General features: G+C 75.1%; 16 protein-coding genes. 8 read left to right on the top strand and 8 right to left on the bottom strand.

Annotation, left to right across the window (positions count from 1 at the left end):
• Positions 1 to 423, top strand: coding sequence for a hypothetical protein (locus HLV61_RS13980; RefSeq protein WP_369256398.1), 423 nt, complete (start codon positions 1 to 3; stop codon positions 421 to 423).
• Between the two features lie 12 nt (positions 424 to 435).
• On the opposite strand, the gene HLV61_RS13985 is transcribed toward HLV61_RS13980, so the two are convergent.
• Positions 436 to 981, bottom strand: coding sequence for an SRPBCC domain-containing protein (locus tag HLV61_RS13985; protein ID WP_369256400.1), 546 nt, complete (start codon positions 979 to 981; stop codon positions 436 to 438).
• Entirely contained in the window at positions 978 to 1,319 is a 342-nt protein-coding gene (locus HLV61_RS13990; protein ID WP_369256402.1) for an ArsR/SmtB family transcription factor, read from the bottom strand. The genes HLV61_RS13985 and HLV61_RS13990 overlap by 4 nt, the downstream gene beginning before the upstream one ends.
• A 73-nt stretch (positions 1,320 to 1,392) precedes the next feature.
• Here HLV61_RS13990 and HLV61_RS13995 point away from each other — a divergent pair, with 73 nt between their 5' ends.
• Together HLV61_RS13995 and HLV61_RS14000 are read left to right on the top strand one after the other, a co-directional pair.
• Positions 1,393 to 1,638 carry a hypothetical protein gene (locus HLV61_RS13995; RefSeq protein ID WP_369256404.1) on the top strand — a complete coding sequence of 82 codons (246 nt, stop codon included), beginning with the start codon at positions 1,393 to 1,395 and terminating at the stop codon, positions 1,636 to 1,638.
• Between the two features lie 68 nt (positions 1,639 to 1,706).
• A complete protein-coding gene (locus HLV61_RS14000; protein WP_369256406.1) occupies positions 1,707 to 1,949 on the top strand; it encodes an acyl carrier protein in 243 nt (80 codons plus the stop codon).
• Positions 1,950 to 2,023: 74 nt separating this feature from the next.
• Here HLV61_RS14000 and HLV61_RS14005 read toward each other — a convergent pair whose 3' ends face one another.
• The 3 genes from HLV61_RS14005 to HLV61_RS14015 all read right to left on the bottom strand — a co-directional run bounded on the left by HLV61_RS14005 (position 2,024) and on the right by HLV61_RS14015 (position 4,278).
• Entirely contained in the window at positions 2,024 to 2,716 is a 693-nt protein-coding gene (locus HLV61_RS14005) for a DsbA family oxidoreductase (RefSeq protein ID WP_369256408.1), read from the bottom strand.
• Positions 2,717 to 2,744: 28 nt separating this feature from the next.
• The gene (locus HLV61_RS14010) at positions 2,745 to 3,752 is read right to left on the bottom strand and encodes a cation diffusion facilitator family transporter (RefSeq protein WP_369256410.1); all 1,008 of its coding nucleotides are present in this window, start codon (positions 3,750 to 3,752) and stop codon (positions 2,745 to 2,747) included.
• Positions 3,753 to 3,897: 145 nt separating this feature from the next.
• A complete protein-coding gene (locus HLV61_RS14015; protein WP_369256412.1) occupies positions 3,898 to 4,278 on the bottom strand; it encodes an FKBP-type peptidyl-prolyl cis-trans isomerase in 381 nt (126 codons plus the stop codon).
• A 114-nt stretch (positions 4,279 to 4,392) separates the two neighbouring features.
• Between HLV61_RS14015 and HLV61_RS14020 the strand changes: the two genes are divergently transcribed.
• Positions 4,393 to 6,105 (top strand): glycoside hydrolase family 13 protein, encoded by a 1,713-nt coding sequence (locus tag HLV61_RS14020; RefSeq protein WP_369256414.1) that lies wholly within the window; start codon positions 4,393 to 4,395, stop codon positions 6,103 to 6,105.
• On the opposite strand, the gene HLV61_RS14025 is transcribed toward HLV61_RS14020, so the two are convergent.
• Positions 6,089 to 7,375 carry an MFS transporter gene (locus HLV61_RS14025; RefSeq protein ID WP_369256416.1) on the bottom strand — a complete coding sequence of 429 codons (1,287 nt, stop codon included), beginning with the start codon at positions 7,373 to 7,375 and terminating at the stop codon, positions 6,089 to 6,091. The two genes, HLV61_RS14020 and HLV61_RS14025, sit on opposite strands and share 17 nt — an antisense overlap.
• A gap of 151 nt (positions 7,376 to 7,526) precedes the next feature.
• On the opposite strand from HLV61_RS14025, the gene HLV61_RS14030 reads away from it, so the two are divergent.
• The gene (locus HLV61_RS14030) at positions 7,527 to 8,768 is read left to right on the top strand and encodes an MFS transporter (protein WP_369256418.1); all 1,242 of its coding nucleotides are present in this window, start codon (positions 7,527 to 7,529) and stop codon (positions 8,766 to 8,768) included.
• 46 nt (positions 8,769 to 8,814) lie between these two features.
• On the opposite strand, the gene HLV61_RS14035 is transcribed toward HLV61_RS14030, so the two are convergent.
• Positions 8,815 to 10,071 (bottom strand): acyl-CoA dehydrogenase family protein, encoded by a 1,257-nt coding sequence (locus tag HLV61_RS14035; RefSeq protein WP_369256420.1) that lies wholly within the window; start codon positions 10,069 to 10,071, stop codon positions 8,815 to 8,817.
• Between the two features lie 166 nt (positions 10,072 to 10,237).
• Between HLV61_RS14035 and HLV61_RS14040 the strand changes: the two genes are divergently transcribed.
• Genes HLV61_RS14040 through HLV61_RS14050 form a run of 3 tightly spaced genes read left to right on the top strand, consistent with a single transcriptional unit; the run spans position 10,238 to position 12,086 of the window.
• Positions 10,238 to 11,038, top strand: a complete 801-nt coding sequence (locus tag HLV61_RS14040) for a DeoR/GlpR family DNA-binding transcription regulator (RefSeq protein WP_369256422.1) — start codon at positions 10,238 to 10,240, stop codon at positions 11,036 to 11,038.
• Complete coding sequence (locus tag HLV61_RS14045; protein WP_369256424.1) at positions 11,035 to 11,412, top strand: DUF4406 domain-containing protein; 378 nt, start codon at positions 11,035 to 11,037, stop codon at positions 11,410 to 11,412. The genes HLV61_RS14040 and HLV61_RS14045 overlap by 4 nt, the downstream gene beginning before the upstream one ends.
• Positions 11,409 to 12,086, top strand: coding sequence for an NUDIX domain-containing protein (locus tag HLV61_RS14050; protein ID WP_369256426.1), 678 nt, complete (start codon positions 11,409 to 11,411; stop codon positions 12,084 to 12,086). The genes HLV61_RS14045 and HLV61_RS14050 overlap by 4 nt, the downstream gene beginning before the upstream one ends.
• Here the strand turns inward: HLV61_RS14050 and HLV61_RS14055 are convergent.
• Positions 12,083 to 14,065 (bottom strand): acetoacetate--CoA ligase, encoded by a 1,983-nt coding sequence (locus HLV61_RS14055; RefSeq protein ID WP_369256428.1) that lies wholly within the window; start codon positions 14,063 to 14,065, stop codon positions 12,083 to 12,085. The genes HLV61_RS14050 and HLV61_RS14055 overlap by 4 nt on opposite strands.
• Between the last annotated feature and the right edge of the window lie 67 nt (positions 14,066 to 14,132).

Raw genomic sequence — 14,132 nt, forward strand, 5'->3', positions numbered from 1 at the left:
ATGGGGTCCCGCCGGGCGCTGCTGGCGGCGTCGGCCGTCCAGCTGGGCGCGGACGTCGCCGGCCAGGTCCTCGCGCTGCGCCGCCGTCGCGCCTTCGACACGCCCGTGCTCGCCGGCTCCCGGGACGCCGTCGGCCGGGACTCGTGGTGGGCCGGGACGGCGCTGAGCCCGCCGGCGTGGACGGTGGCGGTGCACGCCGGGGCGCTGGCGCGGCTGGCGGCCCGGCCCGACCCCCGGGCGGCGACCGTCCTGGCCTGGGTCGGCGCCGCCCTGGTGCCGGGCTACCTGCAGGAGCGGCTCGTCCGGCACCGGCTCACTCCCGCGGGGGCCGAGCGGGCGGAGACGGCGGTGGTCGCCGTCGGCCTGGCCGCCGCCGCGGCGATGGCCGCGCTCGGCGCCCGGGCCTCCGGCGTCCGGCCGTAGCCGCCGCGGGGCTCAGGTCTGCGGCGCCCGGCCGTACTGCGGGCCGGTCGCGGCGAGGAAGGTGTCCCAGTCGCCGGGTCCGGTCCGCCCGCCGACCGTGGCGTCGAGCTTGTCGAGGTACCAGTGCCAGCCGAGGGCGAAGTCGGTGACGTCGGTGCCGGCGGCGAACACCTGGACGAAGTGCAGCGTCGTCCGGCCGCTCTCCACGGCGAGGGCGAGCTCGATCCGCCAGTCCTGCTGCTCGGCCCACTCGACGACGAGCCTGCGCGGCGGGTCGCACTCGGTGATCTGCACGGCCTCGCCGACCGGCTGGTCCTCGTGCGTCATCGTCAGGGTCCCGCGGCCGCCGGGGGCGCGCTCCCCCTCGTAGGTGCCGAACCAGCGCGACAGCCGGTCGGGCTCGGTGAGCGCGGCCCAGACGTCGTCGGGCCCGTCGGACCAGGAGCGGCGGAACTCCAGCCGGAGCCGGCCGTCGGGCATCTCGGTGACCACACCCCGCCGGCTGACGGGCGGATCGGCGGGGCTCTGCAGGTCTGCGGGGCTCTGCGGGTCGGTCACGGGGGATCTCCGTCCGTCGGGGTGCGGACCCGGGCCCGGCGGCCGCGGGCGATCTCGGTGTCGAGGGCGTCGAACCGCTGCGCCCACAGGTCGCGGTAGGACTCCAGCCAGTCGTCGACCTCCCGCAGCGGGCGCGGGTCGATCGCGTAGAGCCGCCGGCGGCCCTCGACCCGGCTGGAGACCAGCCCGGCCTCGCGCAGCACGCGCAGGTGCCGGCTGATCGCCGGGCGGCTCACCGCGAACCGGCCGGCCAGCTCACCCGCGGGCAGCTCGCCGTCCCGGAGCAGCGCCAGGAGCTGCCGCCGCGTCGGGTCCGCGAGTGCCGCGAGCGCCTCCACCCCGGATGTGTAACACGCGGCTTACGCGTCTGGCGAGGGGTTGCCGCTCAGGCGACGGGGGCAGGGAGGACGCATGACCGTCACCGACCCCGACGTCCCGGACCCGCTGAACGACCCCCGGACGACGCAGGCCGACCCCGGCGCCCACGCCCAGGGCGCGGACCTGGCCTCGACCGACGACGACCCGGCGTCGACCGTCGAGGACGAGCTCGCCGCCGACGACCCGGAGACCACGGCCGGGCAGACCCTGGCCGACGACGCCGGCGGCGGGGACGTCACCGGCGGCGCGTCCCCCGAGGCGCCGCGCAACCCCGCCTGAGCGCTGTTTCGCTCCGTTCCCGCGGGGCATCTGGACCGGCGTCCCACCCCCACGACGAGGAGGTCGCCATGGCCACCGGTGAGACCGGCTTCGAGGACGTCACGTTCGACCTGATCTCCGTGCAGTACCACTCGCTGAAGGCCGGGCACGACTACGGCCAGTACGTCCGGGACGCCGAGAACGCCGGCCTGGACGACGTCGCCGCCTTCTTCCGCGAGGTCATGGAGCAGGACTCGGCGCGCGCGAAGCGCTGCCACGAGCTGCTCCGGAACATCTCCGGCACCGAACAGGGCGGCCCCGCCACCCAGTAGCGGTACGACGAGGGCCCCTCACCTGCGGCAGGAATGGCCGTTCCTGCCGCGGGGTGAGGGGCCCTCGGGCGTGTTCAGACGGCGCAGGTGTCGCCGTCGCAGCCCTCGGCGGCGGGTACGGTGACCAGCGGGTGGGCGTCGGCCCAGGCCCGCTCGAGCACCTGCAGCAGCAGCTCGGCCGGCTGGGCGCCCGAGGCGCCGTACTTCCGGTCGACGACGAAGAACGGCACCCCGGTGGCACCCAGCGCCTGCGCGGTGGCGACGTCGGCGAGGACGGCCGGGCGGAAGCGGGAGTCGGCCAGCGCCGCGCGCACCTCGGCCTCGTCCAGGCCCACCTCGACGGCGAGCGGGACCAGCGCGTCGACGTCGAAGACCGGGCGGCCCTCCTCGAAGTACGCGGAGAACAGCCGCTCCTCCATCGCGCCCTGCAGCCCGTGGGTGGCGGCCAGGTGGGTCAGCTCGTGGGCCAGCAGCGTGTTGCCGCTGACGCCGTTGGCGAGGTCGTAGGACAGGCCCTCATCGGCGGCGGTCTCCTCGACGTGCCGCATCATCGCCCGCATCTCCTCGACCGGGCGGCCGTACTTGGCGGCCAGCGCCGGCAGGGTCGCGTGCGTCTCGCCCTCGGGGGCCGACGGGTCGAGCTGGAAGGACCGCCAGACGACCTCGACCGCGTCGCGGTGCGGGAACCGCTCCAGCGCGGTCTCCAGCCGGCGCTTGCCGATGTAGCACCACGGACAGACGACGTCGGACCACACCTCGATGCGCACGGCCCGGTCAACGGCGGGCCGGACGGGCTCATTCCGGCCGGCGCACCTCTGCCCTGGCCCGCCCGTCGCCGGGGGTGGGGTCGAGGAACACGTAGCGGACGCCCTCGTGACGGGCGACCAGCCGCCGCTCGGCCTCGTCGGAGGCCCGCTCGATGTCGGCGACGGTCGCGGTGTCGGCGAAGTCGACCTTGGCCATGACGGCCAGCTGCCCGGGGCCGATGACCGTGGTGAGCAGGACGGGGACGTCGTCGACCTGCGGGAGCCCGGCGATCTCGGCGCGCAGCTCGTCCTGCAGCCTCGGGGCGATCGACTGGCCGATGAGCAGCGAGACGTTCGTGCGGGCCAGGGATCCGGCGACCACCAGGAGGAGGACGCCGATGAGGATCGCGGCGATGCCGTCCCACACCGGGTCGCCGGTCACCTGCTCGAGGAAGAGGCCCAGCGCGGCGAGGACGAGGCCGACGAGCGCGGCGCTGTCCTCGAAGGTGACGGCCTTGACCGTGGTGTCGGTCGTCTCGGCGAGGTAGCGCCGCGGCGTCGTCCCCCACTTCCTCGCCGAGCTGCGCACCTGGCGCACGGCCTTGAGCCAGGAGGCGCCCTCGAGGACGAAGGAGAGGGCCAGGACGACGTAGGCGATCGTCGGGGAGCCCTGCTCCTCGCCCTCACGGATCGTCTCGACGCCCTGGTAGAAGGAGAAGCCGGCGCCGAGGGTGAAGGTGGCCAGGCAGGCCAGCAGCGCCCAGAAGTAGGTCTCCCGGCCGTAGCCGACCGGGTGCCGGGCGTCGGGTGCCTTGTCGCCGCGCTTGAGCGCGATGAACAGCAGGACCTCGGTGATGGTGTCGGCCACCGAGTGCGCCGCCTCGGACAGCATCGCCGAGGAGTGGCTGATCAGGCCGCCGACCAGCTTGGCGACGGCGATGCCGAGGTTGGCCAGGCCGGCGACGACGACGGTGGCGGTGGACTCCCCGCCGCCGGACTCCCCACCGGAGCCCTCCGTCGCGAGGGCGTGGTCACGGGTGGGCACCGGCTCGCTCATGGCGCCTGCGGTGCCCCGTGGTTGTCCGGTACAACCGTCCGGCCGGAGTGACGCGGCCGACCCGGCCCCAACGAGCGGGCCGCCGGGGTCCGGTGCCGGCAGTCGTGCTCTGCCCACACCGGTGTGCAGAGCACGACTGCGCGGATCAGCGGATGCCGACGAGGTCGACGACGAAGACGAGCGTCGCGCCGGGCTGGATCACGCCGCCGGCACCGCGGTCGCCGTAGGCCTTGCGCGCCGGGATGGTCAGTCGGCGGCGGCCGCCCACGCGCATGCCCTGCATGCCCTCGTCCCAGCCCTGGATGACCATGCCGACGCCCAGGCGGAACTCCAGCGGGTCGCCGCGGTCCCAGGAGGCGTCGAACTGCTCGCCGCCGTCGTGGGTCACGCCGACGTAGTGCGCGCTGATCAGGTCGCCGGCCTTGGCCTCCTGGCCCTCGCCCACCACGAGGTCCTCGATCACCAGGTCGGCGGGCGCGGGGCCGGTGGGCGGCTCGACGTCGGGACGGCTCAGGGGCTGGGCCATCGGTCCTCCTCGATCAGGTGCCGGGTGGTTCCCGACGGGTCCCGGCCATCCAACCAGCGGCGCCGGGGGGGCCGCGCGGGTGCGGACGGGCGCCCGGGGTGCTGGGCTGTCGCGGTGACCGTCGAGCAGCCCCCGTGGTGGACCCGCGCCGTCGTCTACCAGGTGTATCCCCGGTCGTTCCAGGACTCCGACGGCGACGGGATCGGTGACCTCGGCGGGATCCTGCAGCGCATCGACCACCTCGCCGACCTCGGCGTCGACGTCGTCTGGCTCTCGCCGGTGTACCCCTCCCCGCAGGCCGACAACGGCTACGACATCAGCGACTACCAGGGCATCGACCCGCTGTTCGGCACCCTGGAGCAGTTCGACGAGCTGGTCGCCGCGCTGCACGCGCGCGGGATCAGGCTGCTCATGGACCTGGTGGTCAACCACACCAGCGACGAGCACCCCTGGTTCGTCGAGTCGCGGTCGTCGAGGGACTCGCCCAAGCGCGACTGGTACTGGTGGCGCCCGCCGCGGGAGGGCATGGCGGCGGGGCAGCCCGGCGCCGAGCCGACCAACTGGCACTCGCACTTCTCCGGCTCGACGTGGCGGTACGACGAGGCCAGCGGCGAGTACTACCTGCACCTGTTCGCGTGGAAGCAGCCGGACCTGAACTGGGAGAACCCGGAGGTCCGCCGGGCGGTGTACGCGATGATGCGGTGGTGGCTCGACCGCGGGGTCGACGGCTTCCGCATGGACGTCATCAACATGATCAGCAAGGACGTCGGCCCGGACGGCCACCTGCAGGACGGGCCCCAGCTGCCCGGCCTCCCCTACGGCGACGGGACGCCGTACTTCTACAACGGCCCGCGCATCCACGAGTACCTGCAGGAGATGCACCGCGAGGTCTTCGCCGGCCACCCCGAGCCGCTGCTGCTGGTGGGCGAGATGCCCGGCGTCACCCCCGAGCAGGCCCGCCTCTACACCGACCCGGCGCGGGCCGAGGTGGACATGGTGTTCCAGTTCGAGCACGTCCAGCTCGACTACGACGGCGACAAGTGGCACCCCCGGCCGCTGCGGATGCGCGACCTCAAGGCCTCGTTCGGGCGCTGGCAGGCGGGGCTGGCCGACGTCGGCTGGAACAGCCTCTACTGGGACAACCACGACCAGCCGCGGGCGGTGTCGCGCTTCGGCGACGACTCGCCGCGGTACCGCCGGGACTCCGCCACCTGCCTGGCCACGCTGCTGCACCTGCACCGCGGGACGCCCTACGTCTACCAGGGCGAGGAGATCGGGATGGCCAACTTCCCGTTCACCGCGCTCGAGCAGTTCCGCGACGTCGAGTCGCTCAACCACCACGTGCAGGCCGTGGCGCACGGCGCCGACCCCGCCGAGGTGCTCGGCGCGCTGCGGCAGTCGAGCCGGGACAACGCGCGCACGCCCGTGCAGTGGGACGCCTCGCCGACCGCCGGCTTCACCACCGGGACGCCGTGGATCGCGGTCCACCCCGACTCCGCCGAGTGGAACGCCGCCGCCCAACGCGCGGACCCCACCTCGGTCTTCGCCCACCACCGGGCGCTGATCGCGCTGCGGCACGAGGACCCGGTGGTGGCGCTGGGCGACTTCACCATGCTGCTGCCCGACCACGACGACGTGTACGCGTTCACCCGCAGCCTCGACGGCGACACGCTGCTCGTCGTCTGCAACCTCGGCCCGACGCCGCAGCCGCTGGCCGAGCTGCTGCCGGAGGCCGTGGGCGCCGGGGTCGTCCTCGGCAACCTGCCCGAGGACGACCCCGCCGTGCTCCGCCCGTGGGAGGCGAGGGTGCTCAGACCGGCTCGGTGACCGCCTCGGGCTCGGACGCCTCCGCGGCGGGGACGTCGAGCGGGTGGGCGATCTCGTCGGCGGGCAGCCGCCAGGCGAGGACGGCGACCAGCGCGAGCACCGGCGGCACGAGACCGGCCAGCAGGAAGGTGCCGGTCAGCCCGACCACCCCGCTGACCGGGCCGGCCAGCGCCATGGACAGCGGCATGAACGCCAGCGACACGAAGAAGTCGAGGCTGGAGACGCGGCCGAGCAGCGCCGGGGGCACCCGCCGCTGCAGCAGCGTGCCCCAGATGACGGTGCCGGCCTCGAACGCCGCACCGAGCACCCCGGCCGCGGCGATCATGACCCACAGCTGCGAGGTCCAGCCGAAGACGACCATCGGCACGCAGCCCAGCCCCCACAGCAGGTTCATCACCGTCAGGTAGCGCCGCGGCAGCCGGAACGAGGCGACGACGGCCGACCCGACGGCGCCGCCGATGCCGAACGCGGCCAGCACCAGCGCGTGCTCCGACGGTCCCCCGCCGGCCTGGTCGCGCACGGCGAAGGGCACCAGGACCTCGAAGGGGCCCATGAGCACCAGCACCATGAGCGAGGCGAACAGCAGCGTGGCCAGCAGCCACGGCGTCCGGACCATGTAGGCGACGCCCTCGCGGACGTCGGCGAGCAGCCCGGCGCCGAGGTCGTCGCGGCGCACCGGGGTGGTGGGCAGCGCGGCGACACAGGCCGCCGCGGCCGCCGAGGTCAGCGCCGTGGCCAGCAGCGCCGCGCCCGGCGAGAACGCGGCGACCAGCAGGCCGCCAGCCGCGGGACCGGCCGCCATCGCCAGCCCCGGGCGGACGACGCCCTCCAGGCCGTTGGCCGCCAGCAGGTCGCCGGCCGGCAGCAGGCCCGGGAGCAGCGCGGAGTAGGCCGGGTAGTACAGCCCCATCGCGATCCCCTGCGCCAGCCCGGCCGCGGCCAGCGGACCGAGGGCCAGCGCGTCGGCCAGCGACAGGACGGCGACCAGCCCGACCGCGGCGGTCTGCAGCAGCGCGACGCCGAGCAGGATCCGCCGCTGCGGGACGCGGTCGGCCAGCGCGCCGCCGAGCAGGGTGCTGGCCAGCATGCCGCCGGCCGAGAGCGCGGTGGCCAGCGACAGGGCGCCCGGCCCGCCGCCGAGGTCGACCACCTGCCAGACCAGCGCGACCGTCCACAGCCCCTGGGCCAGCAGCGAGAGCCCCATCGAGCCGGCCAGCAGGCGGTAGGAGCGGTGCCGCAGGGGCGCGAGGGCGCGCGGCAGGCCGGCCATCGGGTTCCTCCTCGGGGGTGCGGCGCTCCGTCGGCGCCCGCGGGACCCATGCTCGCCGACGGGGGCGACAGGAGCAGCCGGTTATCGCGGAGAGCGCAGGAACGGTCGGCCGGTGGCTCCGGGCGCGGCGCCCGCCTAGGGTCCCCTCCTCGTGGGCCGGGTGGTCGAGGCGGTGCTCCCCGCCCGGATGGGGACGGCGTTCCGCTGGCTGATGGCGTCGTCCTGGGTGGGCAACCTCGGCGACGGCGTGGCGCTGGCGGCCGGGCCGCTGCTGGTGGCCGCGCGGACGCAGGACCCGCTGCTGGTCGCCCTCGGCGCCCTGCTGCAGCAGCTGCCGTGGCTGCTGTTCGGTCTGCACGCCGGCGTCCTGGCCGACCGGGTGGACCGCCGGGTGCTCGTCATGGCCGTGGACCTCGCTCGGGCCGGGGTGCTCGCCGTCCTGGCCACCGCGCTGTTCACCGCCGACGTCGGGCTGCTGCCGGTGCTGGCCGCACTGTTCGTCCTCGGCACCGCGGAGGTCTTCGCCGACACCGCGGCGGGCACCCTGCTGCCGATGGTGGTCGACCGCGCCGACCTGGGAACCGGCAACGCGCGGCTGACCGCGGGCACGCTGACGATGAACCAGCTCGCCGGTCCCGCCGTCGGCGGCGTGCTGTTCCTGGCCGGCGCCGCCTGGCCGTTCCTGGCGCAGGCTGTGCTCGTGGCGCTGGGCGCGGTGCTCATCGGGCGCATGCGGGTCCCCCGGCCGGAGCGCCCGCCGGGGCGGGCCCGCATCGGCCGGGACATCGCCGAGGGGCTGCGCTGGACGTGGGGCAACGCGGCGGTGCGGACGCTGACCCTCACGATCGTGCTGTTCAACGTCACCTACGGCGCGGCCTGGTCGGTGCTCGTGCTCTACGCCGACCAGCGGCTGGGCCTCGGCGCGGCGGGCTTCGGCCTGCTCACCACGGTCGGGGCGCTGGGTGGCATCGTCGGGACGGCGTCCTACGACTGGCTCGAGCGGCACGTCGGCATGGCGACGCTCATGCGGGTGGGCCTGACCATCGAGACGCTGGTGCACGCCGGCCTGGCACTGACCACCACGCCCTGGGTGGCCGCCTCGGTGCTGTTCGTCTTCGGTGTGCACGCGTTCGTCTGGGGGACGACGTCGCGCACGGTGCGGATGCGTGCCGTGCCGGCGGCGCTGCAGGGCCGGGTCGGGAGCCTCTACGCGATGGGTGTCCTCGGCGGCATCCTCGTCGGCCAGGCCGTCGGCGGCGTCGTCGCCCGGGTGTGGGGCGTCACCGGCCCCTTCTGGTTCGCCTTCGTCGGCTCGGCGGCGCTGCTCGTGCTGGTCTGGCGGGAGCTCGGGCACGTCGGGCACGCCGACGACGCCGCCGTCACCACGACCTGAGCCCCCGGGGTCCCGCCTTCCGCGCGCGGAAGGCGGGACCCCGGACTCAGGTGAGGGGCGAGCGGGGCAGCAGGCGGTCGCTGATGATCCGCTTCTGGATCTCGCTGGTGCCCTCGAAGATCGTGGTCAGCCGGGCGTCGCGCCAGTGCCGCTCCACCTGCCGCTCGGTGGTGTAGCCGTTGCCGCCGTGCAGCTGCATGGCCTGGTTGGTCACCCGGACCGCCATCTCGGTGGCCTCGAGCTTGACCATCGAGGCCTCCCGCTCGCAGCGCACGCCGAGGTCGATCAGGTGGGCCACCTGCCGGTAGAAGGCGCGGGCCTGCTCGATCTGCGCGGCCATCTCGGCGACGGCGAAGCGCAGGGCCTGGAAGTCGCCGATCGGGTGGCCGAACTGCTCGCGCTCCTGCAGGTAGACCACCGAGTCCTCGAGCGCGGCCCGGGCCAGGCCGACGGCGCGGGCGGCGGTGTGCACCCGGGCGGTGTTGAGGAACGCCTGGGCGGCCGCGAAGCCGGCGCGCGCGGCGGCCTCCCCCTGTTCGTCGCTGGCGGCCGCCTCGTCGACGACGTTGGCCGCCGGGATCCGGACGCCGTCGAAGACGAGGTCCCAGGTGAGGAAGCCGTGGTAGCCGATCTTGTCGATCGGCGTGCCGGTGAGCCCGGCCGGGAACGAGCCGCGCTCCTTCTCCAGCAGCAGGTTGACCAGCCCCTTCGACCGGGACTCCCCCGGCTCGGGGTCGCGTTCGCGGACCAGCACCTGGATGAAGTCCGCGGCCTCGGCGTTGCCGCACCAGCGCTTGTGCCCGGTGACCACCCACTCGTCGCCGTCGAGCACGGCCCGGGTCGAGACGCCGGCGAGGTCGGAGCCGGCGTCGGGCTCGGACAGCGCGATGGCGCCGATCCACTCACCCTTCGCGCTGCGGCGCAGCAGCTCCTCGCGCCGGGCGGCGTCGGCCACCGCCGTCCCGAGGCCCTGCGAGCGGGCCAGGATGCTCGCGCTGCTCATCCAGGCGCGGGCCAGCTCCTCGGAGACCATGCAGTACTCGAAGACGCCGAGTCCCAGCCCGCCGTGCTCGGCCGGCACGGTGATGCCGAAGTAGCCGAGCTCGGCCGTGCGGGCCAGCAGCGACTCCGGCAGCAGCCCCTTCTGCGGATCGAGCTCGTTGGCGACCGGCAGCACCTCGTCGGCGGCGAACCGGCGGGCCTGCAGCTGCAGGGCCTCCCGCTCGGGCGTGTGCCACGGCGGCAGCAGTGCCGGCGGCTGGGGCTCGAGCAGCCCGGTGGGGCGCTCCTGGCTCGACGTCATCGTCGCGGGGCCTCTCTCCGGGGTCGGGGGACCGTCCCGGTCCACCTTGCTGCCCCCTCCCGGGCAGCGCACGGCGCGGGCGCCGACCGTGACCGACCGCACCCTCCTCCCCGTCGAGTGAACAACTACTTCACACACCTCACACGTTGCTGGTAGAACTGCTGCCGTGGCCGTCCCCGACCGACTCGACGTGACGCTGCGGCTGGTGCGCAACGCCGGCCGGGCCTCCCTCCCCGACCTCGCCGCCCGCCTCGGCGTCTCGGAGATGACCGTCCGCCGCGACCTCGACGCCCTGCAGGCCCGCGGGCTGGTCGAGCGGGTGCGCGGCGGCGCCGTCGCCGTCACCGGGCCCGACAGCTCCGCGGGCTTCGCCGCCCGCGCCGGCTGGCAGGCCGGCCTCAAGGAGCGGATCGGCCGGGCGACCGCCGCCCTCGTCGAGCCGGGCGCGACCGTGCTGCTCGACGCCGGGACGACGACGGTGCACGTCGCGCGGGCCCTGGTCGATCGCGCCGCCGCCGGGGAGGGCCCGTTCACCGCCGCCGTCGTGAGCCTGCCGGTGGCTGACGCGCTGGCCGACCGGCCCGGCATCCGGCTGCTCGTCGTGGGCGGGGAGTCGCGGCCGGGCGAGCGCAGCCTGGCCGGGCCGCTGACCGCCGCGGTGCTGCGGCAGCTCACCTTCGACGTCTTCGTCATGTCGATCGGGGCGGTCAGCGCCTCGGCCGGCTGGTCGGAGTTCACCCTCGAGGACGCCGCGGTCAAGCAGGTCGGGCTGCAGCAGGCCCGCAGCACCCTCGTCGTCGCCGACGCCTCGAAGCTCGGCGTGCGCGCCTTCGCCTCGGTCGCACCGCTGGACGCGGTCGGCCGCCTGGTCACGGACGCCAGCGCCCGCGACCCGCAGCTCACCCCCGCGGCGCAGGAGACCCTCGCCGCGCTCGACGACGCCGGCGTGGAGGTCGACCTCGCATGACAGAGCAGCAGCCCCTGATGATCCTCGTCGCCGGCCCCTACCGCGGGGGCACCGGCGACGACCCGGAGAAGATCGCGGCCAACCACCGGGCCATCCAGCTCGCCTGCCTGGAGCTGTTCCGCGCCGGGCACCTCGCCGTCAACGGGGAGGACCTGGCCCTGCCGCTGGCCGGGCTCGCGGGGTCCACCCGGGTGGGCGACGCCGCCTTCGACGAGGTCTTCCACCCGATGGGACGGCGCCTGGTGGCCCGCTGCGACGCCGTGCTGCGGCTGCCCGGGGCCTCGGCGGGGTCCGACGAGATGGTGGAGCTCGCCCGCGCCCGCGGCGCGGCGGTCTACACCGGCGTCGACCAGGTGCCGGCGGTGTCCCGGTGACCGGCGTGCTGGGCCGCGGCGTCCCGGGTGTGGACGTGCCCGACGCGCGGGGCCGGACCGGCCTGGACCTGGTGGGGCGCGACCTCACCGGCAACCCCGACGTCGTCGTGCGGGACGTCGAGGTGCTCTCCAGTTCCTGGTACGTCAACCGCCGGACGACGCTCGCGCGGCGCGGCCGCGACGGCAGCTGGCGCACCGAGCAGCGCGAGACCCACGACCGCGGCAACGGCGCGACCGTCCTGCTCCACGACACCGACCGCCGGACCGTCCTGCTCACCCGCCAGTTCCGGTTCCCCGCCTACGTCAACGGCTCCCCCGACGGGATGCTCGTCGAGACCGCCGCCGGGCTGCTCGACGAGCAGGACGCCGAGGCCGCGGTCCGCCGGGAGGCCGAGGAGGAGCTCGGCGTCGCCGTCGGGGCGCTCACCCGGCTGCCGGACCTGTTCATGAGCCCCGGGTCGGTGACCGAGCGGCTGGCCTTCTTCGCCGGCCCGTACACCCCGGCCGACCGGGTGTCGGCCGGCGGCGGGCTCGCCGAGGAGGGCGAGGACATCGAGGTGCTCGAGCTGCCGTTCGACGAGGCGCTGGCCATGGCCGGCGACGGTCGGATCGCCGACGCCAAGACCGTCCTGCTGCTGCAGTGGGCGGCGCTGCGCGGGCCGTTCCGGGTCTAGCGGACCCCGCGCTCCCGGGCCAGCGCGACGTAGTGCTCGACCAGCGACGCGTCGTCGACGGCCCCGGGGTTGACCGCCTTCTCCGGCGGCACGCCCTGGAACAGCCGCTTCAGCGGCACCTCCAGCCGCTTGCCGGTCCGGGTGTGCGGGACGCCGGGGGCCACCAGGATCTCGTCGGGGACGTGCCGCGGGCTGGCGGAGCTGCGGATCGCGGCGCGGATGCGGCCGACGAGCTCGTCGGTGAGCTCCGCGCCGGGTGCCATCTGCACGAACAGCGGCATCCAGTAGCCGCCGTCGCGCTGCTCGACGCCGAGGACGACGCAGTCGGCGATCTCCGGGAAGGACTCGACGGCGGCGTAGATGTCGGCGGTGCCCATGCGCACGCCGCCGCGGTTGAGGGTCGAGTCGGAGCGGCCGGTGATCACGCAGGTGCCGCGCTCGGTGACCTCCATCCAGTCGCCGTGCCGCCACACGCCCGGCCACGGCTCGAAGTAGGCCTCGCGGTAGCGGGTGCCGTCGGGGTCGTTCCAGAAGTACAGCGGCATCGACGGCATCGGCTCGGTGACCACCAGCTCACCGAGCTCGCCGACCACCGGCTCGCCGTCCTCGTTCCACGCCGCCGCCGCGACGCCGAGCATCGGACGCTGCAGCTCGCCGGCGGTCACCGGGAGCAGCAGCGTGCTGCCGATGAAGCCGGTGGCGACGTCGGTGCCGCCGGACGCCGAGCTGAGGAAGACGTCGCCGCCCACCGCGTCGTACACCCAGTGGAACGCCGACGCCGGCAGCGGCGAGCCGGTGGACCCGATGACCCGGAGCGCCGAGAGGTCGTGCGTCTCCCCCGGCCGGACGCCCGCCTTCTCGCAGGCGATGAGGTACCCGGCGCTGGTGCCCAGGTAGGTGATCCCCGTGCGGGCGGCGAGGGCGAACTGCGCGTCGACCGAGGGGTGGGCCGGTGCGCCGTCGTGGACCACCACGGTCGCGCCGCGCAGCAGCGCCGAGGTGGCGATGTTCCACATTATCCAGGCGGTGGAGGCGTACCAGTAGAAGCGGTCGCCGGGGCCGACGTCGCCGTGCAGGCCCAGTTGCTTGTGCTCCTCGAGGGCGACGCCGCCGTGGCCGTGCACGATCCCCTTGGGCAGCCCCGTGGTGCCCGAGGAGTAGACGATCCACAGCGGGTGCTCGAACGGCAGCGCCTCGAACACCGGGTCCTGCCGGTCGGCGACGGCGTCGGCCCAGCTCAGCGCCCCCTCGGGCACCTCGTCGGGGAACAGGCGGGGCACCGCGACCGTCGCCCGGACGGTCGGCAGCGCCGCCCGCAGCTCGGCGACGACCTCCCGCCGGTCGTGGGCCTTGCCGTTGAACCGGTACCCGTCGACGGCGACCAGCACGGTGGGCTCGATCTGGGCGAAGCGGTCGAGGACCGCGCGGGTGCCGAAGTCCGGCGCGCAGGAGGACCACACCGCGCCGATCGACGCCGCGCCGAGGAAGGCCACCACGGCCTCCGCGGTGTTGGGCAGGTAGGCGGCGACGCGGTCCCCGCGCTGCACGCCGAGGCGGCGCAGGGTCGCGGCGAACGCGCCCACCTGCCCGCGCAGCTCCGCCCAGGACACCTCGACCGGCTCGGCGTCCTCGGTGACGGCGATCAGTGCCGGGTGCTCGTCCGTGGCGTGCCGCAGGGCCTGCTCGGCGTAGTTGACCGACGAGTCCGGGAACCACTGCGCGCCCGGCATCCCGCGCCGGGGGAGGACGCGGTCGTCGGGCACGCGCTCGGGGAGGACGCCCGACCAGACCGCGACGTCGGCCCAGAACTGGTCGAGGTGCTCGACCGACCAGCGCCAGATCGCGTCGTAGTCGGTCGGGTCGAGGTCGAGTCCGCGACGGGCGGCCACCTCGCGGGCGAAGGCCGCGAGCCGGGTCGCCTCCCGGCCCTCCGGGGTGGGCTGCCAGAGCACCGGCGCGGGGGAGGTGTCAGCGGTCACACGACCACCCTGCCACCGCCCGCGGGACGGCGGGACCGGTACCGCCACTCACGGAACGTGACCGTCC

Source organism: Geodermatophilus amargosae (assembly GCF_041028265.1).
Classification (GTDB): Bacteria; Actinomycetota; Actinomycetes; order Mycobacteriales; family Geodermatophilaceae; genus Geodermatophilus; species Geodermatophilus amargosae_A.